The organism is Actinoplanes sp. CA-252034 (assembly GCF_050956125.1).
Classification (GTDB): Bacteria; Actinomycetota; Actinomycetes; order Mycobacteriales; family Micromonosporaceae; genus Actinoplanes.
This window is the reverse complement of sequence record NZ_CP191846.1, coordinates 676,686-701,152: the sequence shown is the minus strand read 5'-3', so window position 1 is coordinate 701,152 and position 24,467 is coordinate 676,686. Positions and strand designations below refer to the sequence as shown.

The window sequence follows — 24,467 nt, the reverse complement described above, 5'->3', positions numbered from 1 at the left end:
CCGGCACCTCAGTGGAGGGTCACTCGACGGTGACCGACTTGGCCAGGTTGCGCGGCTGGTCGACGTCGTAACCGCGGGCCGAGGCGATCTCGCAGGCGAGGATCTGCAGCGGCACCGTCGTCATCAGCGGGGCGAGCAGGGTCGGGGTGTGCGGCACGTAGATCAGGTGGTCGGCGAACTGCCGGACGTCCTCGTCGCCCTCCTCGGCGATCACGATGGTGCGGGCGCCGCGGGCGCGTACCTCCTGGATGTTGGAGACGACCTTGTCGCGCATCACGCCGCGCCCCTGCGGGGACGGGACCACGCAGACCACCGGGGTGCCCTTGTCGATGAGGGCGATCGGGCCGTGCTTGAGCTCACCGGCGGCGAAGCCCTCGGCGTGGATGTAGGCGAGCTCCTTGAGCTTGAGCGCGCCCTCCAGCGCCACCGGGAAGCCGACGTGCCGGCCGATGAAGAGCATCGTCGAGGCCGTCTTGAGGTCACGGCCCAGGGCGCGCACCTCCTCCATCCGGCCGAGCAGGTCACGCAGGTTGTCCGGGGTCCGGCGCAGCCGCGACACCACGGCGGCGACCTCGTCGGCATACATGACGCCGCGGATCTGGGCGAGGTGGAGGCCGATCAGATAGCAGGCGACGAGCATGGTGAGGAACGCCTTGGTGGACGCCACCGCGATCTCCGGGCCGCCGTGGGTGTAGAGGACGGCGTCGGACTCACGCGGGATGGTGGAGCCGTTGGTGTTGCAGATGGCGAGGACGCGGGCCTTCTGCTCCTTGGCGTGCCGGATCGCCATCAGGGTGTCCATGGTCTCGCCGGACTGGCTGATCGCGATGACCAGCGTGGAGCGGTCCAGGATCGGGTCGCGGTAACGGAACTCGCTGGCCAGCTCCACTTCGCACGGGATGCGCACCCAGTGCTCGATGGCGTACTTGGCGACCATCCCGGCGTGGTAGGCGGTGCCGCAGGCCACGATGAAGACCTTGTCGACGTCGCGCAGGTCCTGGTCGGTGAGGCGGACCTCGTCGAGGATGATCTCGCCACGCTCGGAGAGCCGGCCCAGCAGGGTCTCCGCGATCGCCTGCGGCTGCTCGGCGATCTCCTTGAGCATGAAGTACTCGTAGCCGCCCTTCTCGGCGGCCGAGGCGTCCCAGTCGATGTGAAACTCGGTGCCGGTGGCCGGGGTCCCGTCGAAGCCGGTGATCTCGATGCCGCCCGGGGTGATCAGCACGATCTGGTCCTGGCCCAGCTCGATCGCCTCACGGGTGTGCTCGATGAAGGCGGAGACGTCGCTGGCCAGGAAGTTCTCCCCGTTGCCGCGGCCGACGACGAGTGGCGAGTTGCGCCGGGCGGCGACGACCGCGTCGGGCACCTCGACGTCGACGGCGAGCAGGGTGAAGGCGCCCTCGAGCCGGTTGGCGACGCGGCGCATGCCCTCGGCGAGCAGTGCAGGGCCGTCCTCGGCACCGGACTCGCGCAGCTTGCGCATCTCGGCGGCGAGCAGGTGGGCCGCGCACTCGGTGTCGGTGTCGCTGCGGAACTCGACACCGGTCGCTTCGAGCTCGACGCGCAGGCGGGCGAAGTTCTCGATGATGCCGTTGTGGATGACGGCGACCCGGCCGTCGACGGAGAGGTGCGGGTGGGCGTTACGGTCGGTGGGACCGCCGTGGGTTGCCCAGCGGGTGTGGCCGATCCCGGTGACGCCGGTCTCGATGCCGTCGCCGGTCCGTTCGGCGAGCGCCTTCTCCAGGTTGGCGAGCTTGCCCGCTTTCTTCTCAGTCTTGACCAGGCCATTGTCGATGATGGCGACGCCCGCGGAGTCATAACCGCGGTACTCGAGGCGGCGCAGCCCGTCGATGACGATGCTCAGTGCCGGGCGATTGCCTACGTAACCCACGATCCCACACATGACGGGCAGCCTAACCGACTTTCGCTCATCCGTCATGCTCGGGAAGCACAGTTATGAGCATCGTATGTGATCGGAACCCTAGTCGAGCCACGTTGGTGAGCCTGTGGCCCGTACGGGTGGTTGATCCTCGCCGTGCGGCGCTGGCGTACCGTCGAAAGACGGTGCCCCACCGGGAGGAAAGATGAGCGATCCGAGCGAGCCGCGACAGCCACCCCGGCCGCCTCACTTCACGCCGCCGCCGGACTACCCGCCGACCGCTCAGTTCCCGCCGGTCGGCCCGGATCCGAACGCCGGCTACGCCCAGCCGCCGCCCTACGACCCGACCACCGGTTACGCACCGCCATCGCCGCCGCCCTACGACCCGGCCACCGGCTACCCGCCACAGCCCGGCTACGGGCAGCAACCCGGCTACGGACCGGCACCCCTCCCGCCGCGCCGCAGCAAGACGCCGCTGATCGCCCTCATCCTCGCCATCACCCTGCTGCTCTGCGGCGGTGTGGTGACCGCCTCGGTGATGCTGGTCGACCGGACGGTGGACAAGGTCAACGAGGTCGCCGACGACGCCAAGAAGGCCGCCGAGCCGATCACCGACCCCACCTTCCCCGACCTGCTGCCCTCCGGAGCACCGGGCTTCCCGGGCTTCCCCGACCTTCCCGCTCTGCCGACGAACATCCCCGGCATCGGCGAGGGCAAGGAGATCAGCGTGACCTATGAGGTCACCGGCGACGGTCCGGCCGAGATCCTCTACATGGAGAAGCTGGACGGCGCTCCCGCCCGGGCCGGCAACGCCGAGCTGCCGTGGAAGTTCACGACCACGATGAAGGGCCCCTCGGTGGTCTCGGTCATCGCGATGCGCACCGGCATCGACTCGGGCTCGATCAGCTGCCGGGCCAGCGTCGACGGCAAGGAGGTCGCGGCCAACACGGCGGAGGGCACCCTGGCCACGGCCAACTGCTACGACCTCGTCCTCTACTGACAGCACGCATGGCAGGCAGGAGCACGGTGACCACCTCGACCCCGGCGGATCCGCTCGTCGCGCGGATGCGCCCGTTCGGCACGACGATCTTCAGCGAGATGTCGGCGCTCGCGGCCCGGACCGGGGCGGTGAACCTCGGTCAGGGCTTCCCCGACACCGACGGCCCGCCGGAGATGCTCGCCGCGGCCGCCGAGGCGCTCGCCACCGGGGCCAATCAGTACCCTCCGCTGGCCGGCATCCCCGCGTTACGGCACGCGATCGCCGCGCACGAGCAGCGGTTCTGGAGCCTGGAGCGGGATCCGGAGGCCGAGGTCGCGGTCACCGCCGGGGCCACCGAGGCGATCGCGGCCGCGATCCTGGCGCTCTGTGAGCCGGGTGACGAGGTGGTGTGCTTCGAGCCGTACTACGACTCGTACGCCGCCTCGATCGCCCTGGCCGGGGCGGTCCGCCGGCCGGTCACGCTGCGGCCGGGGCCGTCCGGGCGGTACGAGTTCGACCCCGCCGAGCTGCGGGCGGCGTTCGGCGGGCGGACCCGTCTGGTGCTGCTGAACTCGCCGCACAACCCGACGGGCAAGGTCTTCACGCCGGCCGAGCTGGAGCTGATCGCCGGGCTGTGCCAGGAGTTCGACGTGTTCGCGGTCACCGACGAGGTGTATGAGCATCTGGTCTTCCCGGATGCCACGGCGCCGCACGTGCCACTGGCCTCACTACCGGGCATGCGCGACCGTACTCTGCGGATCTCGTCGGCCGGCAAGACGTTCTCCTGCACCGGCTGGAAGGTCGGGTGGGCCACCGGCCCGACCCGGCTGGTGTCGGCGATGCTGCGGGTCAAGCAGTTCCTGACCTTCGTCAACGCCTCACCGCTGCAGCCCGCCGTCGCGGTGGCGCTGGGCCTGCCGGACTCCTACTTCACCGGTTTCACGGCGGGTCTACGGGACCGCCGGGATCGTCTGGTCGCCGGGCTCACCGACGCGGGCCTGGCTGTCCTGCCGTCGGAGGGCACCTATTTCGTGACCGCCGACATCCGTCCCCTCGGCGGGACGGACGGCGTCGAGTTCTGCCGTGAGCTGCCCGCCCGCTCGGGGGTGGTGGCGGTGCCGACCCAGGTCTTCTACGACCATCAGGACGCGGGCCGGCACCTCATCCGCTTCGCCTTCTGCAAACGCCCCGAGGTGATCGACGAGGCGGTCCGCAGACTGAAGGGCTGATCGCCTACTGGGGAGGGCTGGCCGACCGCACCTCGTCGGCGATCCGCTCGGCGACGGCCCGCGCCTGCTCCTCGGTGACGGCCTCGACCATCACCCGGACCAGCGGCTCGGTCCCGGAGGGCCGCAGCAGCACCCGGCCGGTCTCGCCGAGCTCGTTCTCGGCGAGGGCGACGGCGGCCTGCACGGTCGGGGCGGCGGCACCGGCGTCCCGGTTGCCGACCTTCACGTTGATCAGCACCTGCGGCAGCTTGTGCACGACGGCTGCCAGGTCGGCCAGCGACTTGCCGGACGCGGCGATCTGGGCCATCAGGTGCAGGCCGGTGAGCACGCCGTCGCCGGTGGTGGCGAAGGCCGGCATCACGATGTGGCCGCTCTGCTCGCCGCCGAGGGCGAGCCCGCCGTTCTGCAGCTCCTCCAGCACATACCGGTCGCCGACCTTGGTCTCCAGCAGCCGGATGCCGGACTGCTTCATGGCGATCCGCAGGCCGAGGTTGCTCATCACGGTGGCGACCAGGGTGTCGTCGGTGAGGGTGCCGGCGTCGCGCATGGCGAGGGCCAGGATGGCCATGATCTGGTCACCGTCGACGACCTCGCCGGAGGCGGTGACGACCAGGCAGCGGTCGGCGTCGCCGTCGTGGGCGATGCCCAGGTCGGCGCCCTCCCGGAGGACCGCCTCACGCACTGATTCCAGGTGGGTGGACCCGCAGTCCAGGTTGATGTTGAGGCCGTCGGGCTCGGCGTGGATGGCGATGACCTCGGCGCCGGCCTCCCGGTACGCCACCGGCCCGACCTCACTGGCCGCCCCGTTGGCGCAGTCGACCACGACCTTGAGCCCGTCGAGCCGGTGCGGCAGCGAGTCGATCAGGTGCTTGATGTAGTGCTCGGCGCCGTCGAGCAGGTCGTTGACCCGGCCGATCCCGGCGCCGGTGGGGCGGCCGATCAGCGCGTGGCCGTCCTCGACCGCCTTCTCGATGCGCTCCTCGAGCTCGTCCGGCAGCTTGGTGCCGCCGGCCGCGAACAGCTTGATCCCGTTGTCGGGCATCGGGTTGTGCGAGGCCGAGATCATCACGCCGAGGTCGGCGTTGGTCTGCCCGACCAGGTAGGCGACGGCCGGTGTGGGAAGCACTCCGACTCGGACCACGTTGGCTCCGGCGCTGGCCAGCCCCGCGACGACGGCGGCCTCGAGCATCTCGCCGCTGGCCCGTGGGTCACGCCCCACTATGGCGAGCGGCGGGTGGCTGCCGTCCGTCTCGACCAGCACCCGGGCGGCCGCGACGGCGACCGAGAGGGCCAGTTCCGGAGTGAGCAGATCGCCGTTCGCGAGGCCGCGAACGCCGTCCGTGCCGAAGAGTCGCCCCATGGCGGCTTCCTTTCACCGGTGATTGCGACCTCAAGCCTGCATCAGTGTTCGGCTGGTCACGAGTACCGGAACGGCTAGTTGGGGAGGGTGTCGGAGAAAACATCGACGGCCGAGCACATCCCTTGAGGAAAGGGGCGTGCTCGGCCGTCGATTCGGACCGAGGCGCAAAAATCAGCGCTTCGAGTACTGCGGAGCCTTACGGGCCTTCTTGAGACCGTACTTCTTGCTCTCCTTGACCCGGGCGTCACGGGTCAGGAAGCCGGCCTTCTTCAGAGCGGGACGGTCGTCCGGGTCGCTCTCGATGAGGGCACGGGCGATGGCGAGGCGGAGGGCGCCCGCCTGACCGGTGATGCCGCCACCACGAAGGTTGGCGATCACGTCGAACTGCTCGGTCCGCTCAGCGGTGACGAGCGGCTCGCGGATGAGCTGCTGGTTGACCTTGCTCGGGAAGTAGTTCTCGAGGTCACGGCCGTTGCAGGTGATCTTGCCGTTGCCGGGCACGAGGCGCACCCGGACGATGGCCTCCTTGCGGCGGCCGACGGTCTGGATCGGGCGTCCACCCGGGCGGACGACGCGGGCCGGCGCGGGAGTCTCGACGACGACGACCGTCTCAGCGGGCTCCTCGACGGTCTCGACGACGGTCTCGACGGTCTCAACGACCTCGGGCTCGATGATGTCGGACATGCTGCTGCCTTCTCCCGCGCTCACTGCGCGATCTGCTTGATTTCGAACGGCTTCGGCTGCTGCGCGGCGTGCGGGTGCTCAGCTCCCGGGTAGACCTTCAGCTTCTTGATGATCTGCCGCGCGAGCTTGTTGTGCGGCAGCATGCCCTTGACGGCCAGCTCGATCGCCTTCTCGGGGCGCTTGGTGAGCAGCTCCTCGTAGCCGATCTGCTTCAGACCACCGGGGTAGCCGGAGTGGCGGTAGGCGACCTTGGTCTGCCGCTTGTTGCCGGTCAGGGCGACCTTGCCGGCGTTGATGATCACAACGAAGTCGCCGGTGTCGACGTGCGGGGCGAACGTGGGCTTGTGCTTGCCACGCAGAAGCGTCGCGGTGTGGGTAGCCAGGCGGCCCAGAACGACGTCAGAAGCGTCGATAATGTGCCACTGACGCTCGATCTCACCCGGCTTCGGGCTGTACGTACGCACAGAATTACCTTGTCTCGTCGTCGGTCTGGGGGTGCGCGCTGGTCGCATCGAGTAGATGCGTCAAGCAACCCCGCAGAGGGACCACTCGCATCAGTCGCACAACAGCAGGCAACATTACCCGGCTGCGCGGCGCGTGGTCAAAACAGGCAGTGTTCGGGGCACCGAGCATCCGGCGAAGGTTCTGGTTGCAAACCCTCAGCCCTGGTCGAACTCCAAACGATGCCAGCATACTCCGCGAGACGGACCCACCCGCACCGGGTTGCACCGCCCACCTCGCCCGACTTAGCAGGCTCGAAACAAATGGGACGCTCGTAGGAAATTCGACCCCGGCACGCTTCGGTGCATGGCCAACGGCGCGCAACGACGGACGACGCGGCCCGGCATTGGCCGATGCCGCGCTGTCGGGCGCACCATGGAGAGACCACCGTCAGGGTTGAGGACGGACCTGACGGTGTTCGTCGAGCCGGCTCGCCGGTTCGACGAGGAGGAGTCGCGGCGTGCCCCGGACGGAGGCATGGCGAGGAACGCAAGCGTGACGTGGGAGCGGGTCTACGCTGAGGACGGCGGGCTTCGAGCGTGCCCTTCGGTGGACCGTTCGGCCACGCCGCGACTTCTCGACCCGGGGATCGGATGACCGACCGGACCCCGGGCGCCCGGCGGGCGGTGCTGACGGCGGCCGCTCTGGCCGAGCCGACCGCCGCGCTGTCCGGTTACACCATCGGCGTCACCGCCGACCGTCGTAAGGACGAGCTGGCCAACCTCCTGGAGGCGCGTGGCGCCCGGGTGGTGCTGGCCCCCGCCCTGCGGATCGTCCCGATCTCCGACGACGCCGAGCTCCGGGCCGCCACTCGCGCCTGTCTCGACACCCCGCCCGACATCGTGCTGGTCAACACCGGCATCGGCATGCGCGGCTGGTTGGAGGCCGCGGAGAACTGGGGTCTCGGCGAGCCGCTGCGTGCCGTTCTCGCCCGCGCCTACCTGGTGGCCCGCGGTCCCAAGGCCCGGGCCGCGGTCCGCACCGCCGGTCTGCGCGACCAGTGGTCCCCGGATGGCGAGGGCTACGAGGAGGTCGTCGACCACCTGACCGCCCGGGGCGTCGCCGGCCTGACCGTCGCCATGCAGCTGCACGGGGAGAGCCAGCCGGAGTACACCGAGGCGCTGGAGTCGGCCGGCGCGCGGGTCATCGAGCTGCCGGTCTACCGCTGGGCAGCGCCCACCGACCCGGCGCCGCTGCACCGGCTGGCCGATCTCATCATGGGACGTCTGGTCGACGCCGTGACGTTCACCTCGGCCGCCGCCGTGCAGGCCGTCCTGCGCGCCGCCGGGCCGGGCTCGGACGCCCTGCTGGAGGCGCTGCGCGACGACGTCATGGCCGCATGTGTGGGCCCCGTCACCTCAGCGCCGCTACGCCGTCAGGGTGTGCCGGTGGCCGCTCCCGGCCGGGCCCGGTTGAGCGCGCTGGTTCGTACCATCGTCGATGAATTGCCGAAGCGGGCGGTGACGCTCCAGGTCTCCGGACACTCGATCATCCTTCGCGGTCATGCCGCGGTGGTCGACGGCGAGTTGCGCCCGTTGGCGCCCGCCCCGATGGCCGTTCTCCGGGCCCTCGCCCGGTCGCCGGGCCGGGTCCTGTCCCGCGCCGCCCTGCTGCAGGCCCTGCCCCGCGGCGCCGACGAGCACGCCGTCGAGATGGCGGTGGCCCGGCTCCGGGCCGGCCTGGCCGTGCCCGGAGTCGTGCAGACCGTCGTGAAACGCGGCTACCGGATCCCTCCGCCCTAGGAGGGGACCGGCGTGGCCCGCCCGTGCTCGGCCACCAGAGTCGTCATGGCGTGCTCGACCACGCTGATCAGTACGTTCTTGACCGAGTCACGGTGCCGGGCGTCGCACAACACCAGCGGCACCCGGGCCGGGATGGCCAGCGCCTCCCGGACCTCCTCCGGCTCGTAGCGGGGCGCTCCGTCGAAGCAGTTGACCGCCACGAGGTACGGCAGATGCCGGTTCTCGAAGTAGTCCAGAGGCGCGAACGCGTCGGTGAGCCGGCGGGTGTCCACCAGCACGGCCGCGCCGACCGCGCCACGGATCAGCTCGTCCCACATGAACCAGAAGCGGGTCTGCCCCGGGGTGCCGAAGAGGTAGAGGATCAGGTCGTCGGCCATGGTGATCCGGCCGAAGTCCATCGCCACCGTGGTGCTGCCCTTCTCCGGCACCTTGGAGGCGTCGTCGATCCCTTGGCCGGCCACCGTCATCACCGCTTCGGTGGTGAGTGGCTCGATCTCGGAGACAGCCCCGACGAGAGTCGTCTTGCCCACACCGAAACCACCCGCGACGACGATCTTCGCGGACGTGATCTCAGTGGGATGCGGTCGCGTCCGCTCCTCAGAGCTTGCGAAGTCCACCCAACACCCTTCCCAGCAGATCCATCCGCTCCGTGAATCCGGTCTTCGGAGCGGCACTGTGCAGCTGAAGCAGCCCGTCGGCGACCATGTCGGCGACGAGCACCCGGGTTACCCCCAGTGGTAACCGGGTGTGCGCGGCGAGCTCGGCGAGCGATATGGCTTTCGGCTCACACAGCACGGCCATGCGGTATTTGTCGTGCCCGGCGAATCGCGCTTCCTGCACGGCCGCCGGACTCGCGTGCAGGAGCGCCTCGATCGGGATGTCCCGGCTCGGTTCGGTCCGGCCGCGCGTGACCGCATACGGCCGCACCAGGTTGCCCCGGGGATCATGCGGCTGTGTCATGTCGCGGTCACCTCGTCTCCGCCAGGGCGATCAACCCCGGGCGTCTAGTGGCTGACGGCCTCGCGTGCCGCCGGCGACAGGGCCGCGCCGACACGCTCCACCAGCAGCGCCATCTCATAGCCGACCTGACCGACGTCGCTGTTGCGCGCCGCCAGGACCGCCATCGACGAACCGTCGCTGATGGACATCAGGAAAAGATAGCCGCTGTCCATTTCGATGATGGTCTGTCGAACCGCGCCGGCGTTGAACATCCGGGACGCGCCGTCCGTGAGACTGACCACGCCCGAGGTGATGGCGGCGAGTTGGTCGGCGCGGTCGGCCGGAAGATCCCGGGACGTGGCGAGCAGCAGACCGTCGGCGGAGACCGCGATCACGTGCGCGATGCCCGCGACGCTGTCGGCGAAGTTGCTGAGCAGCCAGCCCATGTCATGCATGGTGGGGGGCCTGGTCACTGTTCCTTCTCCTTCGGAGCCTGTGTTGCGGCGGCGGTCTCGGCAACGCCGTCCGTCCGCCCTCGTTGCACTCCTGTGTGATACGCGGAAAGTAGCCCGCGAACCTCATCGGGACTGCGACGGTGCTGCGCCCGCGGGGTGGTCTCCACCCCGCCGGGAACGAGTTGCGCCTGCGGGATCCGTTTGGGTAGGCCGGACCGGGTGGTCCCGGCGTCCCTCGGGTCGGCCGCCGCCATGGCACGGTGCCAGCCCTCGTCGGCCGCGGTCCGCCAGCGGTCGTCCCCGTTCACCCGCGGCTTCGGGGCCGGCTGGGCGGAAACGGTCGGCGGTGGGGCGTACCCGGCGGTCGGCATGCCGTGCGCGCCGGTCTCCTCGTCCTCGCCCTCGAACCAGCTGTGCTGCATCTCCATCTGAATCGGCGAGGGCTGCGCCGGAACCACCGCGGGCGCCGGCGGCGCCGCAGGCGCCGGCGACGCAGGCGCAGGCGGCAGGAGCGGCGGGGTCGCCTCCGACGGCGGCGGCGGGTCGACCGCCTTCGGAACCCGCGTCGGCAGCGGTGGGCGATTCGGCGTCGGCTGCAGATCCAATGCAGACATCGGTACGTCGGAAAGCGGCGCCCGTACCGGTGCGGGAGGCGGGGGTGGAGCGGTACGCACGGCCGGCCGTGACTCCGGGCTGCGCGGTGTGCCGATCGGCAGTTGAGGCGGCGGTCCGGGCCGGGTCCAGCTGGCCGCCCGCGGCGGCGGGGCGCTCACCCCTCCCGGGATGACGATGATGTCGGCCGGCAGCACCACCTCGGCGAGCGTGCCGCCGTCCTGACCGGGCCGCAGCTCGACGCGGATGCCGTGCCGTGAGGCGAGCCTGCCGACGACCGCGATGCCCATCAGCCGGAACGCCGAGGCGTCCACATCGGCCGGCTCGCTCAGTTTGCGGTTGAGCTGCTCGATCTGCTCGGCCGAGAGGCCCAGGCCGCGGTCCTCGACCCGGACGATCGCGTGATCTCCGTTACGCCCGGCCTGCGCCATCACCACGGTGTCCGGGGCGGAGAAGCGGGTGGCGTTGTCGAGCAGCTCGGCGATCAGGCGGACCACGTCGTTGACGGCGGCCGCGGCGATCAGCACGTCGGTGTCGACGGTGCCGAACTCGATCCGGTGGTAGAGCTCGATCTCCGACTGCGCGGCCCGGAGCGCGTCGATCAGCAGCGCGTCCTCGCGGCGCGGGGCGCCCACCTCGGCGCCGGCCAGCACCAGCAGGTTCTCGTCGTTGCGCCGCATCCGGGTGGCGAGGTGGTCCAGCTCGAAGAGGCGGGCCAGCCGTTTCGGGTCCTCCTCCATCCGCTCGATCTGGTCGAGCTCGCCGATCATCCGGTCGACCAGCGACTGACTGCGCCGGGCGAGGCTGAGGAACATGGTGGAGAGGCTGATCCGCAGGGCGGCCTGCTCGGCGGCGACCCGGATGGCCTCCCGGTGCACCATGTTGAACGCCTCGGCCACCTCACCGAACTCGTCGCGGTCGGTGAGGTGGATCGGGTCACGGCTCTGCGCGACGATCCGGTCGACGCCGCCCTCCCCGAGGCTCTCCACGTCCTGCAGCAGGCTGACCGCCTCGGGCAGGTCACGGCTGGCCACCGCGAGGGCGCCCTCGCGCAGGCGGCGCACCGAGAGCAGCAGCGACCGGCCCAGGTAGAAGGCGATCGTGACGGTCGCGATCAGGACCACCAGCACCGCGATGAGCTCGACGGTGGCCAGCCGGGTGGTGGAGGTGCGCTCGTCGTCGGCGAGCGTGACCGCCTGCTCCTCCAGCTCACGTTCGGTGCCGCGGAGCAGCACGATCACGTCGCTGAACGCATCGGACACCTCGGCCAGGCCGGCCGCTCCGTCACCGGTCAGGCGGGCGCTCACCTCGTCGGCGCGGGCGACCAGCGGGTCGGCGAGCACCGAGTCGACCAGGGCGACCTGCGCGCCGGTGGCCACCTCGCGGAGGTCGGCGACGGCCGCGGCCCGGGTGGTCTGGGTCGCGATCAGCGCCCGCTGCCGGTCGGCGTCGAGGCTGTTGGTGGCCCGGGCGACATAGGCGAGCGAGGCCTGGTCGGCGACGGCGCTCTCCAACTCGGTGAAGGCGGCGACCGTACGCAGGCTGTCGGCGACCTCACCGTTCTCGGCGACCTGGCTGAGCAGGCTCTCGTACCCCACCAGGGAGTTGAGGACGGCGCCGTAGCGCTGACCGGCGTCGGCCGGCCCGATCTCGCCGCGCGCGCCGACCGTGGCCCGGAGCTCGGCGAGGCCGCGAAGCTGGCCTTCGATCGCGGTCAGGCGGGCCTCGACCCGCTCCGGGATCGAGGTGATCGCGGTCCGCTCGGTATGGAACGCCTGCGCCTGCGAGTCCACCGCCTTGGCCGCCTCACGGAAGGCGGTCTCCGGCCCACCGGGCGAGGCCAGGAACTCGATGGCGGCCATCCGCTCGTCGTGCAGCAGCCGGCTCAGGTTGGAGAGGTCGGTGCCGAGGTCGGCGAGCTGTGCGACCTGTTCGGCGTTGCTCGCCTCGTGGCCGACCTGCAGCAGACGCACCGAGGAGACGCCGGCCACCGCGAGCAGTGGAAGGACGAGCATGCCGGCGAGTCGCGAGCGGAGCCGGGGCCGGCGCTGGCTCCGGAGGCCACGTCGTACAGCCAGGGGCGAGGATCCCGTGCTCACGACATCTCCTTAGCGGTCGTCCCCGCTCCGCACCACGGCGGGAGCCGGCCCATGCCGGGCCGCGGTCCGGCCTTCGGTGCCCGCGGCAAGGCCCGCGCCGTTTCCGGCACGGCGGCGATTTCATCAGAACGCCGGGCCCTTTGGGAAGTCTGGATCCTCCGGTAAAAGGGTCCGCTGTCCGGGTGATAAGCGCGCGCGAACTCGCCGGGTGTCCATGTTCGCGGCGTTGACGTGCACGAATACGTCACGTACAACCGTCCGTGAGGCCATGATCACCGGACACCATCAGCATTCCAACCACTATGTGGGAGTTCTGTCCCGCGACCTCGATGAACACGGTGGCAAGGTTTGGCGCGACACGACGGACTCGTTGTCCGCGGGCGACAGTGTCCACTCTGGACTCGCCATCTGGCAAGTAGCTCACGGGTCGTTCGGGCGTCACCGTACGTGACCGAATTTTTATCGATGAACGTCGATCATAGACGTACGCGACTTTAGGGTGCCTTAAGAAGACGACCCCGGACTGGCGCACCATGCGGAACATTCCGTAACGTGCGCACCATGGCATTACGGAGCTGGCTGAAGCTGCTGGCCGCCACCACCACGGCAGCCGCGGTCGTCGGGGCCGGTCAACTCGGCATCGCCTACGGCCTGGGCATGGTGCGGCTCGACCAGACCCTGGACCTCACTCAGCGTGATCAATGGACAGCGCAACTGGCCTGGGTCGCCTGGATCACCATGACCGCCGCGGCGATCGGCGCCGTGGTCGCGACCGGTCTGCGCCCCCGCTGGTCACCCCGCCCGGTCAGCTCCGGCGGCGCCCTCGGCATGGGCCTGGCCGCCGGGCTCGGCGCTCTCGCCGTGCTTCCGCTGACCATGCAGCCGGCCCGGTCCGCCCAGGTCGCCGGGGTGCAGCCGGTCCTGGTGATCGGCATCTGCGCGGGACTGGGCGCGGCCGTCGGCATCTTCGCCGCCTATGCGGCCGCCGCCCGGGCCGTCGCCCGCTGGAGCCTCTCCACGATCACCGTCGCCGTGTGGTTCGTGGCCCTTGTCTCCGTCGCGCCGTCGCTGCTGCCCGGCAGGTCCCAACAGCCCGTCCGGCTCGGCGTCCTCGACGGTGGCCTCATTCCCGGCGCCGTCGCCGAGCACACCCGGTTCGCCACGATGCCCGTCATCGCTCTGATCGCCGGCGTGGTCATCGGCCTGGCCGCGCGCCGCCGGAAGATGCCGACCATCACGGTGGCGCTCAGCGGACTCGCCGGGCCTGCCCTGCTGACCGTGGCCTACCTGATCGCCGGCCCCGGCACGACCGGCGGCTTCCGCCTCGACCCCTACTGGGGCGCGATGACCGCCGCCGGTGCCGGAGTGCTCGGCTCGGTGCTCGCCGCCATCCTGCGGACCACCTCCGAGCCCGCCCGCACCTCCGAGCCGACGAACCCCGCTGACGCGCCGGACGACACGCAGCCCGAGCCGACGCCGGCCTCTGCCGCTGCCCCCGCCACCGGCCGGGCCACGCTGCCCCGCCGGGACGTACCCGTGCAGTCCGCGATCGCCCAGGCCGCGGCCGCCGCGGCCCGGCGCCCCGAGGACGAGCTGCGCCCGTCCGACACCGGCGTCCTTCCGCTCCCGGCCACCGATCGGCCGCACCCGCTGCAGGATCTGAGCGGTCCGGCCTCATCCGGCTTCGGCGGGCAGCCGGCCTCCCTGCCCCCGGGCGTCGCGCCGGCCACTGTTCATCCGCCGGCGCCCTACGGCCAGACGCCCCCTCCGGCGCCGTACAACCAGGCGCACTCGCCGTCTCACGGGCCCGCGGCCTTCGGCCAAGCGCAGGCCGACGCCGAGCCACGTTTCTCCGGGCAACAGCAGCAGCCGCCGGTCAAGGCCCCGGGTGGCCTGCGACGCGGATGGCGTACGCGAAAGTCCGCCCCCGAACCCCAGCCCGTCACGCCGTCCCCGGCGCTGACCGGTGACACCGGCTCGTTCAACGGTTTCACCACCAACCAGCCCGTCCCGCGCACCGGCATCGACACCGCCGAACACCCGCGGGTCGCCTCCCGGGCGCCGCTCACACCGGAGCCCACCCCGATCAGCGCCCCGCTCCCCCAGCCGACGCCGATCGCCCCACCGCCCACCGCACCCGGCGGACAGGGCCGCAGGGAGGACGAATACGTCAACTGGGTCAACGGCCTCGGCGGCGCATGACCGAGAACGTCGAGGTCCGGACGCTCCCCGGGTCCGGACCTTCGCCATATCCCGGCCCGCCGTGGTCCTGATCCGCCGAGCCAACGGCGCCGGGCCGCCCCGGTCACCAGCACACCTCCCGTTGCATCGCAGTGACAGGTGGCCGACCGACGGAGTCCCGCCGTAGTGAAACATCGGCGAACGCCGATGGAATGATGGGATCGGGAGGTACCGCCGGCCACTCAAAACAGTGACGATTCTCGATGTCCGGGTTCACCCCCCACCGACATCGGGAGTCCGAACATGATCACCCGCATCGGCCGGTTCCTCTCCGGCCTGGCCATGATCCTGGCCCTCTCCGGAACCGCCCTGGTAGCCCCCGCGATCGTGTCGCCGTCATCGACCGACGCCGCGCAGGCCGCCGTCTACAACAGCTGCACGATCAGCCGCTGCTCGGCCGCGCGCACCGCATTCACCGGCTGGCAGTCCCTCGGCTGGCCGACCTCCGCCGGCTGGTACTCCTGGCCGTACGGCAACTACAACTACACCGGCGGCCGTTTCTACAACCGCGAGGGCCAGCTGCCCACCGCCACGTACAGCGAATACGACGTCTACTCCCGCGCCCGCGGCGCCTCCCGCGACGCCTACCGCATCGTCGTCAACCGGAGCACCCGCGTCGCCTACTTCACCCCGGATCACTACGTCACCTTCTACCGCCTGTGATCCGTTCTCTCGCGTACACGCGGCGGCTGCCCCCTGGAGGCCGCCGCGTCGCGTTTCCACCCCTGAAGGCACGCGTGCCCGCTCCCGGCAACCATCCGGCAACCACATAGCACCGGGATCGGGCTCAAGCGCGGAAACACTGAAACCAGCACCAGAAAACCCTGCCCGAGCCCTTAGCCGGTCCTCTCCCCGACCGAACAAACTGGCGCAAGCAACGAGCACCCGCTCGGCCGATAAACGCAAACCCGGCGCAAGCCGGGGACGCAAAGCCACAGGGCCCAAGAGGCCGGCTGGGCTACCGACCAGGGGAGATCTTCATATGCGCAACCTCATTCAGCTCGCGAGCGGCGTCGCTGTCGCCGGAGTCGTCGCCGCCGCCGGCGCCACCGCATTCACCGCACCTGGCGTGGCCAACGAAACGACCTTGGTCCTCGCCGGCGGCCTTTCGGCCGACATCGCCATCACGGGCGCCGCCATGTCTGACGTTGACATCACGACCAGCGTGACGACCGGTAAGTACACCGATGTCGACGTCACGCTCGTCACCGAGGACGGCAACGACGACCCGATCATCACTGGAACGGTCAAGGCGTTGGTTGCTGGCACTACGTCCAACTCCGCCACCCTCTCGCCGACCTACGTGACGTGTGTGCACCAGGCAACCGGTCTTTGGAATTGCCCTGCCGGCTCCGGCTCCGAAGCCTGGGACACCATCACCGGCCTGAAGGTTCTGGTCTCCGCCCCGGGATCTAAGCGATGGGTAGGCTTCGAGCGGAAGTTCCGACTCGCGTTTCGCGAGTGTATGGACCGGCCGGAGTCAGCCATACCCTCGAACATTAAGCGCCTCCTACTGGCCGCCATCCTCGTGATGGCGGCCATCGGCGCTTGGGGTCTCGGTACACATCGAATCGCGTATGTCGTCACTCATGGCGTCAGCATGCAGCCGGTGTACTACGCCGGCGACCTTGTCATCTTGATGAAATCCGATTCCTACGAGATTGGCCAGATCGCCGCTTATCATGGCAACGAGGGCCGAACCGAAGTACTTCATCGCATCATCGACGGCAACGCCGAAGAGGGCTTCGTCCTCAAAGGCGATAACAACCAGGCCACTGATGCCGATTCGCCAACCGCCGAGGACATCATCGGCCGCGCTGTCTTCCACGTCCCGATGGTCGGCCAATGGATCAAGCCACTCCTCAGCCCCACCGGGTTGGGAGTACTCGGATTTCTGCTGAGTACGGGCGGAGTCGCAGCAGTAAAGACCCGTCGGGACATCCCGCGCGGTAGCCGGAAGAAGAGAGCGAAGGGCATGTCTGGCGGAGGCGGCTCCTTGGCTACTGCAGCAGCCATTTTCAAAGCGGTCGGCCGTCTATCTCCCGCCCTTCGAGCGCTAGCCGTCATCACAGCCGCGGTTGGCCTCCTCGGGCTGGCTCTCGGCGTACTCGGCTACATGAAGCCGACGGTCGAGGCAACAAGCGTCACCGGTAAATCCGGCGAGTCGATGACCTTCGCCTATTCTGCCGAGGTACCCCACTCAGCCGCTTACGACGGGACCGCGGTCTACTCTCCCGACCCCGTATTCCGGAGGCTCGCCAACCACATCGTCCTTCACTTGGACTACAGAGGAGCGCCCGGACAAGTGCAGGTCAGCGCACGTCTTTCCGCGCAGATCGGATGGCACAAGACCTTACAGCTTTCACAACAGCAGCGGTTCACATCAAACCGTTTCACCGGGACAGTCGATCTAGATCTCGGCAGCCTGGCTCAAAATGCAAAAGACGCCGGCGAGGCAATCGGCACAGACTTGGGCGAAATAGCCGTCGCGATTAACGCACAGATACGGCATGACGACGGTTCTCTCTTCGAAGCACAACTTCCACTGAATCTGACGCCCGTTCAGATGACTCTCGCGAACGGGGCAGGAAGTCTGATAGTCGATCAGTCCAGCAGCAAGGAGAGGCCACTACTCCGAGATCGCATAATCGAGCCGTTCGGCTACACGTTGTTTAGCGCAGCTCAGGCCCGCAGATATGCACTCTACCTCCTTACGGCTGCCCTAATCGGCGCCGGTGTCGTCGCATGGAGGGCGCTGGGACAGGTGCCGTTACGCACTCGCGAGCAGATTCAGCGACGCTACACCCATCTGCTGGTACCGGTGGAGCCGATGGCCAGTCCGCCCGGTAAGCCGGTCGTCGTGGTCGACACCTTTCCGGCGCTGGTGAAGCTCGCCGAGAAGTACGGGCAGATGATCCTCACCTGGACCCGCCCGGACGGGGCGGACGACTTCGTGGTTCGCGACGAGGGCATCCTCTACCGCTATCGGATCGAGCCGAGCACCGTCGCCCCCGTTCCGGCGAAGACAGCACCACGGCCGGTGAGTGCGGCCAGCCGTGGTGAAGCCGTTTCGGAGACCGCGCCGGTCCCGGTGTTGCAGTTGCCTCCCGCCCCCGAGCCCCCCTCCGAATCCGCGACCGTCCTCCCTGACGGCGCGGACCCCGCGGCCGCCGGAGGCGCCCCCGCGAAGAAGGCGACTCCCCGCAAAGGCACGACGAGGACCGCCGCTGCCAAGGCCGCCGCGACGAAGTCGACCGCCGTGAAACGAGCCCCGGCGAAGGCCCCTGCCAAGCGTGCCCGCGCTCAGACGAACACCACTCCCGCCGCCGAGCCGGAGCCCGCCTCCATGCCCGACGTCGAGGTCTCCGCGACGCAGGTCGCCGATGAACCGCGCACCCCTGCCGGAATCGACCGGGAGCCCGATACCGACATCGCGATCGAGCCTCCAGCGGAAATCGTGGAGCCCACAGCGACGCAGGAGCCGGACGCCGATGCACCGCCGGAGCCGAAGCCCGAGACGAGGGACCAGCCGGAATCCGTTTCTGTTCAGCGGGACGACGGCAGGGACGAGCAATCCACCGAGCCGGTTCCGCCCGAGCCGGAGCCTGGCCCGGAAGCGGCTGAACCCCAAGCCGAGACAGCGGAGCCCCCCTCCGGGCCGGAACGACCCGAGCCCGGGACAGCGCGATTCGACGCCGAAACAGCCCGGCCCGAGCCCGATGTCCGACCGGCTGAGGATGAACCCCGGAAAGACCCCGAGCCCGAACCAGACGGGCCGACGGCAGAGGCGCAGACGCCGGAGCGGAACCGCAAGCGCTCCGGACGCCGCAAGGCCCGCACCCGCCGTTCCCCACAGCCGGCCGTCGACGAGCCCGCCGATGACAGCCCCGCCGCCACGGACGAGCCCGTCACCGACCAACGGGTGGCGAACCCCACCGGGGCGCGCGAGGCCATGGAAGATCTGGCCGAACGCAACCTCCCCATCAGGGAGCCGGAACCGGAACCGGACCGGGAGCCGATCTACGACTTCCTGCCGGCGGCGAAGCGGACCCCGGCCCCGCCGGAGCCCGACGAGGACGCCTAAGCGGTAGGCGTGACCGGCAGGTAGACCCGCCCGCCGGCGTCGACGAACTCGGTCGACTTGGCCTTCATCCCCGCGGCCCGGATCTCGTGGCTGATCTTCATGGAGCAGAACTTCGGCCCGCACATCGAGCAGAAGTGCGCCGTCTTGGCGGGCGCCGCCGGCAGGGTCTCATCGTGATAGGACCGGGCCGTCTCCGGATCGAGGGCCAGCTCGAACTGGTCCTCCCACCGGAAGTCGAACCGCGCCCGCGACAGCGCGTCGTCCCACTCCTGAGCGCCGGGATGTCCCTTGGCGATGTCGGCGGCGTGGGCCGCGATCTTGTAGGCGATCATCCCGGCTTTGACGTCTTCTTTGTTGGGCAGCCCGAGGTGTTCCTTAGGCGTGACGTAGCAGAGCATCGCCGTCCCGAACCATCCGATCATCGCGGCGCCGATGGCCGACGTGATGTGGTCGTAGGCGGGCGCGATGTCGGTCGCGAGCGGTCCGAGGGTGTAGAACGGCGCTCCGCCGCACAGCTCGACCTGGAGATCGACGTTCTCCTTGATCTTGTGCATGGGCACGTGACCGGGGCCTTCGACCATGACCTGTACGTCGTACTCCCACGCGATGTGGGTGAGCTCCCCGAGGGTGCGCAGCTCCGCGAACTGGGCTTCGTCGTTGGCGTCGGCGATCGATCCGGGGCGGAGCCCGTCGCCGAGGGAGAACGTGATGTCGTACTCCCGGAAGATCTCGCACAGCTCCCGGAAGTGGGTGTAGAGGAAGTTCTCCCGGTGTTCGGCGAGGCACCAGGCCGCCATGATCGACCCGCCGCGGGAGACGATCCCGGTGACCCGTTCGGCGGCCATCGGCACGTAGGCGAGCAGCACTCCGGCGTGGATCGTCATGTAGTCGACGCCCTGCTCAGCCTGCTCGATGACGGTCTCCCGGAAGATCTCCCAGGAGAGTTTCAGAGGGTCGCCCTTGACCTTCTCGAGGGCCTGGTAGAGGGGAACCGTCCCGATCGGGACGGGCGAGTTCCGTACGATCGCCTCCCGGGTCTCGTGGATGTGCGGCCCGGTCGACAGGTCCATCACGGTGTCGGCGCCCCAGCGGGTGGCCCAGGTGAGTTTCTCGACCTCCTCGTCGATCGAGGAGGTGACGGCCGAGGTGCCGATGTTGGCGTTGACCTTCACGAGGAAGCGCGAGCCGATGATCATGGGCTCGGACTCGGGGTGGTTGACGTTGGCGGGCAGGACGGCCCGTCCCGCGGCGATCTCGTCGCGCACGAGTTCCGGCGCGACGCCTTCACGGACGGCCACGTACTCCATCTCCGGCGTGATGATCCCGGCGCGCGCGGAGGCGAGCTGGGTGCGCCCGGTCTGCCAGGGTTTCCGCAGTGGGGGCAGCCCGGCCGAGGGTTCGCTGCCGGGGCCGGACGTGTCGTAGAGGCGTACCGGCGGGTTGTCGCCGGTCAGCACCACCTCGGTGAACGGCACCCGGATGTCCGGGCGGGGACCTTCCACGTAGACCTTGCGACGCATGATCAAACCTCCCCAGATATGGATGAAACCGGCAGTCGTAGGCAGCGAGGGACCACCGCCGGCGCCGCCGGAGATCTAGACGGACCAGCCGAAGTGGTCCAGCGGGCCCGGTCCCGCGCCGAGCCGCCATCCGCTGCCGCCGCGCAGGCCGCGGTTCACGTAGTCCTTGGCCGCCGCCACCGCGCCGGGCACCGGGTCACCGGCGGCCAGCCGCACCGCGATCGCCGACGAGAACGTGCAACCCGACCCATGGTTGTTCTCGGTCACGACCGGATCACCGCGCAGCAGCGTGGTCTCCCCCGCCACATGCAGGACGTCGAGCGCCAGCTCGCTGCCGGTCACCACGACGGCGCGCGGCCCGAGGGCCGCCAGCTCGGCCGCCGCCGAGATCATCTCCTCGGTGGTCTCCACTCGCCGCCCCAGGAGGGCGCCGGCTTCGTGCCGGTTGGGGGTCAGAATGCAGGGGTACGCCGTAAGCACCCCCACCACCGCAGCCTCCCCCAACCGGCTTCCCGCGGTGGCCACGAGAACCGGGTCGACGACGAGGTTCGGCAGAGCGTCCACACGCGACGCGAGCAGCTCGGCCACCGCCGGATCCGAGATCATCCCGACCTTGACCGCCGCGACCGGGAGATCCGACAGCACGGCGTCGAGCTGAGCCGCGACGACGTCCACCGGAACGGGGTGGATGGCGGTGACCCCGAGCGTGTTCTGCGCCGTGATCGCCGTGATCACCGACGTCCCGAACGCCCCGAGTGCCGCGAACGTCTTCAGATCCGCCTGGATCCCGGCGCCCCCACCGGAGTCCGACCCGGCGATCGTCAACACCACGGGCGGAGTCACCGCGCACCTCCACCGAAAGCCGACGCCAGCGAGCGGGCCGTACCCTCCGGATCGGGGGATCTCATCAGCGCCCCCATCACCGCGATCCCGGCGGCACCGGCGGCCGCGCACTCCGCCGCCTGCCCGGCCGTCTCGACCCCGCCGAGGGCGAGCCAGGGCACGGGCGCGCGCATCTCGGCGGCCCCCGTCGCCCCGAGAGCCGGCCCGTACCCCGGCTTGGATGCCGTCGGATAGACCGGCGACACCGTGACGTAGTCCACTCCGGACAGGTCCTCCGTGCCGTGCCACGAACGGCCGGTCAGTGACATCCCCGGCGGGAGCGGATCAGAACCGGACAGATGCACGGCCGTCCCGCCGAGCGGGTCCGGGCCGGCGATGATCAACCGATGGTCGGGGACGACCGACCGGAGCCTCGTGGCCAGGGCCGCGCGATCGCCGTACGAAAGATCCCTCTCGCGGAGGACGACCCAGGCGGCGCCGCCGCGGACCGCCTTCCGGACCACCTCGACCAGGGGCGCCGAAGCGGACCGCCGATCGGTGAGCACGACGAGCCCCTTCGGGGTCACCATTGCGCGATGCCGGCGTCGGCGGTGGAGGCGACCGCGTGGAACCGTCGTGGGATGCGCCCCGCGGAGCGGGCGAGACGGCCGGCCCGGACCGCGTGCCGCATCGCCGCCGCCATCGCCGCGGGGTCGTCGGCCCGGGTGATCGCGCTCGCGACGAGCACCGCGTCACACCCGAGCTCCATGGCCCGCGCCGCGTCGGAGGCGGTGCCGATGCCGGCGTCGAGGACCACCGGCACGTCGACGCTCTGCACGATCAACTCGATGTGGTGCGGGTTGGAGATGCCCAGGCCGGAGCCGATCGGTGACCCCGCCGGCATCACCGCGGCACATCCGGCGTCCGCGAGGCGGCGGGCGAGAATCGGATCATCACTGGTGTACGGCAGGACGGTGAACCCATCGGCGACGAGTGTCTCGGCCGCTCGCAGGAGCTCGATCCCGTCCGGCAGCAGGGTCCGTTCGTCCCCGATGACCTCGAGTTTGATCAGATCCGTCTCGAACGCCTCCCGCGCCATCTGCGCCGTCTTGACCGCATCACCGGCGGTGTAGCAGCCGGCCGTGTTGGGCAGCACCCGCACGCCGAGCCGGTCCAGCATCGGCAGCAGCCCGGGCCCGGCCGCGTCGACCCGGCGCAGCGCCACCGTGACCAGCGTCGTCTCGGAAGCCTCGATGGCGTCCTCCAGCGCGGCGAGACTGTTCGCCCCGCCGGTCCCGAGGATCAGCCCGTTCTCCGGAAGGAACGTCACGTCAACCTCCCTGCGCGGCGGTGAGGACCTCGATCCGGTCGCCGTCCGCCAGATCCACTTCGGACCAGGTCGACCGGGGCACCACGGTGCCGTTGACCGCGACCGCCACCCCACGCTGGGCGGCGATGATCTCGGCGACCAGGGTCGCGACCGAGCAGGTGCCGGGCCTGCTCTGGGTCTGGCCGTTGATCGTCAGCTTCATCGGAACCTCCCGGGTGCGAACGCGTCGAGAATCGGATCCGCCGAGCCGGTGAGCACCAGGTCGGCGACGAGTCGTGCGGTGATCGGGGTGAGCAGGATGCCGTTGCGGAAGTGGCCGGCCGCCACCACGATCCGGCGGTCGTCGTCGAGGAACCCCAGGATCGGCGCGTTGTCCGGGGTGCCCGGCCGGTGCCCGACGGCGACCTCGGTGAGCTCGTGCTCGGCCAGGCCGGGCACCAGGTCGAGGGCGGCGCGCAGCAGGTCGTGCACCCCGCCGGCGGTCGGCGCCCGGTCGGCGCGCTCCTCCTGGGTGGCGCCGACGACGACCTCACCGTCGGCGCGCGGGACCAGGTAGACGTGCCGCCCGTCGGCCGCGCCGTCGATCACGTGCTCGAGCAGACCGGGATCGCCGCGCAGGCGGAGGACCTGGCCTTTGACGGGCCGGATCGGCAGCCCGGTGAGTGCGCCGGTGTGGTGCCCGGCGGCCACGACGATCACGTCGAACCCTCCGCCGGCTCGGCCCGCCACCGTGCTCGTCGCCGCCGGCGTGCCACCGGCGTCCAGTTCGGAGAGGTCCGCTATGCGGCGCGGGACGATCCGGCCTCTCAACCGGTCCCGCAGGGCGGCGACGATCCTGCGCGGATCGACCTGATGCTCAGCCGCGGCGAAGGCCCCGGCCCGGACCCGGGGCGAGATCGCCGGCTCGAGATCGCGCACCTGGGAGCCGGTCAGCGGCGTCAGTCTCTGGTGCTTCCACTCCCGCGCCGCCTCTGCCACGTCGTCCGCGGTGAGAGCCAGCGAAAGCGTCCCGGCCCGGTCGTAACCGACGTCCCCGAGCCCGGCGACGAACCGGGGCCACAGCTCGTGCCCCGCTTCGAGAAGCCGGGTGAGATGCGGATACTCGAACGCCGACTCCCCACCGGGTGCGAGCATCCCGGCCGCGACATGCCACGCCCCGTCCGTCCCCGCCGGCGCCGGATCGTGGACCGTGACGTCGGCCCCACGGCACAGCAGTTCGGCGGCGATGGCGAGACCGATGATGCCGCCCCCGACGACGGCCACACGGCACGGCGTGGAGGCGCCGGGATCGCGGCTCATGGGAGTACCGCCAGGAACTCCGCGACCGCTCCCTTCGGATCCGCCGCGAAGGCGGAGACCGCCGCGATCCCGTGCACCGCGAGCTGCGGCACCCGTTCCGCGGTGATACCACCGATCGCCAGAACCGGGATGCCCGGCACCGCGTCGGCGACGGCCGCGATCGCGGCCGGTCCGAGTGGTGGTGGCAGCCCGTCCTTCGTGGACGTGGGATAGGCCGGCCCGACGCCGAGATAGCCGGCTCCGGCCTCGACGGCGGCCCGGGCGGCGTCCGGATCACGGCAGGTGGCGCCGATGATCGCGGCCGGCCCGAGGACACGGCGTCCGGCGTGCACCGGCAGGTCGTCGGCCCCGAGGTGCACGCCGTCCGCCCCGGCCGCGAGCGCGACCCCGACCCGGTCGTTGACCAGCACGATCGTGCCGACCGGCCGGCACACCGCGATGGCGGCGCAGGTCAGCGCGTACGCCGAAGCGTCGTTGCTCTTGACTCTGATCTGGACCGCCACGTCGGGAAGTCCCGCGACACCGCGAACGACGTCGATGTCATCGGTTATGACGTGGATACGGGGAAACGATGTGCCCATGAAGCACTCCTCCCTGCGCCGGCATTACCCGGATCAGGTTCGACGGTCGGGGGCCGCATCAGCCCCCCTCTCAGCCCGGTGCCCGGACTCCCGTGGGTTGTCGTAACCGGA

General features: G+C 70.3%; 21 protein-coding genes and 2 riboswitches. Of the genes, 6 read left to right on the top strand and 15 right to left on the bottom strand.

The annotated features are described in order from the left end of the window. Window positions 1-19: 19 nt before the first annotated feature. Window positions 20-1,903 carry a glutamine--fructose-6-phosphate transaminase (isomerizing) gene (gene glmS, locus ACQPZW_RS03335; RefSeq protein ID WP_433793358.1) on the bottom strand — a complete coding sequence of 628 codons (1,884 nt, stop codon included), beginning with the start codon at window positions 1,901-1,903 and terminating at the stop codon, window positions 20-22. Window positions 1,904-2,084: 181 nt separating this feature from the next. Here glmS and ACQPZW_RS03330 point away from each other — a divergent pair, with 181 nt between their 5' ends. Both ACQPZW_RS03330 and ACQPZW_RS03325 read left to right on the top strand, forming a co-directional pair. After that, window positions 2,085-2,879 (top strand): MmpS family transport accessory protein, encoded by a 795-nt coding sequence (locus tag ACQPZW_RS03330; protein ID WP_433793357.1) that lies wholly within the window; start codon window positions 2,085-2,087, stop codon window positions 2,877-2,879. A gap of 65 nt (window positions 2,880-2,944) precedes the next feature. Next, entirely contained in the window at window positions 2,945-4,087 is a 1,143-nt protein-coding gene (locus ACQPZW_RS03325) for a pyridoxal phosphate-dependent aminotransferase (protein WP_433797406.1), read from the top strand. A gap of 4 nt (window positions 4,088-4,091) precedes the next feature. On the opposite strand, the gene glmM is transcribed toward ACQPZW_RS03325, so the two are convergent. The 3 genes from glmM to rplM all read right to left on the bottom strand — a co-directional run bounded on the left by glmM (window position 4,092) and on the right by rplM (window position 6,595). Beyond that, window positions 4,092-5,447: a phosphoglucosamine mutase gene (gene glmM, locus ACQPZW_RS03320; RefSeq protein ID WP_433793356.1), complete on the bottom strand. Its 1,356-nt coding sequence runs from the start codon at window positions 5,445-5,447 to the stop codon at window positions 4,092-4,094. Window positions 5,448-5,618: 171 nt separating this feature from the next. Next, entirely contained in the window at window positions 5,619-6,131 is a 513-nt protein-coding gene (gene rpsI / locus ACQPZW_RS03315) for a 30S ribosomal protein S9 (protein ID WP_433793355.1), read from the bottom strand. Between the two features lie 20 nt (window positions 6,132-6,151). Next, the gene (rplM, locus tag ACQPZW_RS03310; protein WP_433793354.1) at window positions 6,152-6,595 is read right to left on the bottom strand and encodes a 50S ribosomal protein L13; all 444 of its coding nucleotides are present in this window, start codon (window positions 6,593-6,595) and stop codon (window positions 6,152-6,154) included. A gap of 630 nt (window positions 6,596-7,225) precedes the next feature. On the opposite strand from rplM, the gene ACQPZW_RS03305 reads away from it, so the two are divergent. Further along, window positions 7,226-8,374, top strand: coding sequence for a uroporphyrinogen-III synthase (locus ACQPZW_RS03305; RefSeq protein ID WP_433793353.1), 1,149 nt, complete (start codon window positions 7,226-7,228; stop codon window positions 8,372-8,374). Here the strand turns inward: ACQPZW_RS03305 and ACQPZW_RS03300 are convergent. From ACQPZW_RS03300 to ACQPZW_RS03285, 4 genes are read right to left on the bottom strand one after another with little or no spacing between them, the layout of a single operon-like run. Continuing rightward, a complete protein-coding gene (locus ACQPZW_RS03300) occupies window positions 8,371-8,991 on the bottom strand; it encodes a GTP-binding protein (protein WP_433793352.1) in 621 nt (206 codons plus the stop codon). The genes ACQPZW_RS03305 and ACQPZW_RS03300 overlap by 4 nt on opposite strands. Beyond that, on the bottom strand, window positions 8,972-9,334 hold the full coding sequence (locus ACQPZW_RS03295; protein ID WP_433793351.1) for a DUF742 domain-containing protein: 363 nt from the start codon (window positions 9,332-9,334) through the stop codon (window positions 8,972-8,974). The genes ACQPZW_RS03300 and ACQPZW_RS03295 overlap by 20 nt, the downstream gene beginning before the upstream one ends. A gap of 44 nt (window positions 9,335-9,378) precedes the next feature. Further along, a complete protein-coding gene (locus ACQPZW_RS03290; RefSeq protein WP_433793350.1) occupies window positions 9,379-9,786 on the bottom strand; it encodes a roadblock/LC7 domain-containing protein in 408 nt (135 codons plus the stop codon). Further along, window positions 9,783-12,395 (bottom strand): nitrate- and nitrite sensing domain-containing protein, encoded by a 2,613-nt coding sequence (locus ACQPZW_RS03285; protein WP_433793349.1) that lies wholly within the window; start codon window positions 12,393-12,395, stop codon window positions 9,783-9,785. The genes ACQPZW_RS03290 and ACQPZW_RS03285 overlap by 4 nt, the downstream gene beginning before the upstream one ends. Window positions 12,396-13,040: 645 nt before the next feature. Here ACQPZW_RS03285 and ACQPZW_RS03280 point away from each other — a divergent pair. The 3 genes from ACQPZW_RS03280 to ACQPZW_RS03270 all read left to right on the top strand — a co-directional run bounded on the left by ACQPZW_RS03280 (window position 13,041) and on the right by ACQPZW_RS03270 (window position 18,804). After that, window positions 13,041-14,681, top strand: a complete 1,641-nt coding sequence (locus ACQPZW_RS03280) for a hypothetical protein (protein ID WP_433793348.1) — start codon at window positions 13,041-13,043, stop codon at window positions 14,679-14,681. 282 nt (window positions 14,682-14,963) lie between these two features. Beyond that, window positions 14,964-15,383, top strand: a complete 420-nt coding sequence (locus ACQPZW_RS03275; protein ID WP_433793347.1) for a ribonuclease domain-containing protein — start codon at window positions 14,964-14,966, stop codon at window positions 15,381-15,383. Window positions 15,384-15,611: 228 nt separating this feature from the next. Then, a riboswitch (cyclic di-GMP riboswitch) is annotated at window positions 15,612-15,686 on the top strand. A 16-nt stretch (window positions 15,687-15,702) separates the two neighbouring features. Next, window positions 15,703-18,804, top strand: coding sequence for a signal peptidase I (locus ACQPZW_RS03270; protein WP_433793346.1), 3,102 nt, complete (start codon window positions 15,703-15,705; stop codon window positions 18,802-18,804). Here the strand turns inward: ACQPZW_RS03270 and thiC are convergent. The 7 genes from thiC to ACQPZW_RS03235 form a co-directional block, all read right to left on the bottom strand. Beyond that, window positions 18,801-20,330, bottom strand: coding sequence for a phosphomethylpyrimidine synthase ThiC (thiC, locus tag ACQPZW_RS03265; protein WP_433793345.1), 1,530 nt, complete (start codon window positions 20,328-20,330; stop codon window positions 18,801-18,803). The two genes, ACQPZW_RS03270 and thiC, sit on opposite strands and share 4 nt — an antisense overlap. 69 nt (window positions 20,331-20,399) lie before the next feature. Beyond that, on the bottom strand, window positions 20,400-21,167 hold the full coding sequence (gene thiD / locus ACQPZW_RS03260; RefSeq protein ID WP_433793344.1) for a bifunctional hydroxymethylpyrimidine kinase/phosphomethylpyrimidine kinase: 768 nt from the start codon (window positions 21,165-21,167) through the stop codon (window positions 20,400-20,402). Further along, entirely contained in the window at window positions 21,164-21,736 is a 573-nt protein-coding gene (locus tag ACQPZW_RS03255) for a thiamine phosphate synthase (protein ID WP_433793343.1), read from the bottom strand. The genes thiD and ACQPZW_RS03255 overlap by 4 nt, the downstream gene beginning before the upstream one ends. Next, window positions 21,730-22,476: a thiazole synthase gene (locus tag ACQPZW_RS03250; protein ID WP_433793342.1), complete on the bottom strand. Its 747-nt coding sequence runs from the start codon at window positions 22,474-22,476 to the stop codon at window positions 21,730-21,732. Before ACQPZW_RS03250 ends, ACQPZW_RS03255 begins: the two co-directional genes overlap by 7 nt. Before the next feature lies 1 nt (window position 22,477). Then, window positions 22,478-22,678: a sulfur carrier protein ThiS gene (gene thiS, locus ACQPZW_RS03245; RefSeq protein ID WP_433793341.1), complete on the bottom strand. Its 201-nt coding sequence runs from the start codon at window positions 22,676-22,678 to the stop codon at window positions 22,478-22,480. Further along, window positions 22,675-23,775 (bottom strand): glycine oxidase ThiO, encoded by a 1,101-nt coding sequence (thiO, locus tag ACQPZW_RS03240; RefSeq protein WP_433793340.1) that lies wholly within the window; start codon window positions 23,773-23,775, stop codon window positions 22,675-22,677. Before thiO ends, thiS begins: the two co-directional genes overlap by 4 nt. Next, window positions 23,772-24,356, bottom strand: a complete 585-nt coding sequence (locus tag ACQPZW_RS03235) for a thiamine phosphate synthase (RefSeq protein WP_433793339.1) — start codon at window positions 24,354-24,356, stop codon at window positions 23,772-23,774. The genes thiO and ACQPZW_RS03235 overlap by 4 nt, the downstream gene beginning before the upstream one ends. Beyond that, window positions 24,350-24,460: riboswitch (TPP riboswitch) on the bottom strand. Its footprint overlaps the gene before it by 7 nt. Window positions 24,461-24,467 lie beyond the last annotated feature (7 nt).

Coding starts and splice junctions, on each gene's coding strand:
- glmS (WP_433793358.1), bottom strand. CDS start 1,903: ATGTGTGGGATCGTGGGTTACGTAGGCAATCGCCCGGCACTGAGCATC.
- ACQPZW_RS03330 (WP_433793357.1), top strand. CDS start 2,085: ATGAGCGATCCGAGCGAGCCGCGACAGCCACCCCGGCCGCCTCACTTC.
- ACQPZW_RS03325 (WP_433797406.1), top strand. CDS start 2,945: ATGCGCCCGTTCGGCACGACGATCTTCAGCGAGATGTCGGCGCTCGCG.
- glmM (WP_433793356.1), bottom strand. CDS start 5,447: ATGGGGCGACTCTTCGGCACGGACGGCGTTCGCGGCCTCGCGAACGGC.
- rpsI (WP_433793355.1), bottom strand. CDS start 6,131: ATGTCCGACATCATCGAGCCCGAGGTCGTTGAGACCGTCGAGACCGTC.
- ACQPZW_RS03305 (WP_433793353.1), top strand. CDS start 7,226: ATGACCGACCGGACCCCGGGCGCCCGGCGGGCGGTGCTGACGGCGGCC.
- ACQPZW_RS03295 (WP_433793351.1), bottom strand. CDS start 9,334: ATGACACAGCCGCATGATCCCCGGGGCAACCTGGTGCGGCCGTATGCG.
- ACQPZW_RS03285 (WP_433793349.1), bottom strand. CDS start 12,395: ATGCTCGTCCTTCCACTGCTCGCGGTGGCCGGCGTCTCCTCGGTGCGT.
- ACQPZW_RS03280 (WP_433793348.1), top strand. CDS start 13,041: ATGGCATTACGGAGCTGGCTGAAGCTGCTGGCCGCCACCACCACGGCA.
- ACQPZW_RS03275 (WP_433793347.1), top strand. CDS start 14,964: ATGATCACCCGCATCGGCCGGTTCCTCTCCGGCCTGGCCATGATCCTG.
- ACQPZW_RS03270 (WP_433793346.1), top strand. CDS start 15,703: ATGCGCAACCTCATTCAGCTCGCGAGCGGCGTCGCTGTCGCCGGAGTC.
- ACQPZW_RS03255 (WP_433793343.1), bottom strand. CDS start 21,736: ATGGTGACCCCGAAGGGGCTCGTCGTGCTCACCGATCGGCGGTCCGCT.
- thiS (WP_433793341.1), bottom strand. CDS start 22,678: ATGAAGCTGACGATCAACGGCCAGACCCAGAGCAGGCCCGGCACCTGC.
- thiO (WP_433793340.1), bottom strand. CDS start 23,775: ATGAGCCGCGATCCCGGCGCCTCCACGCCGTGCCGTGTGGCCGTCGTC.
- ACQPZW_RS03235 (WP_433793339.1), bottom strand. CDS start 24,356: ATGGGCACATCGTTTCCCCGTATCCACGTCATAACCGATGACATCGAC.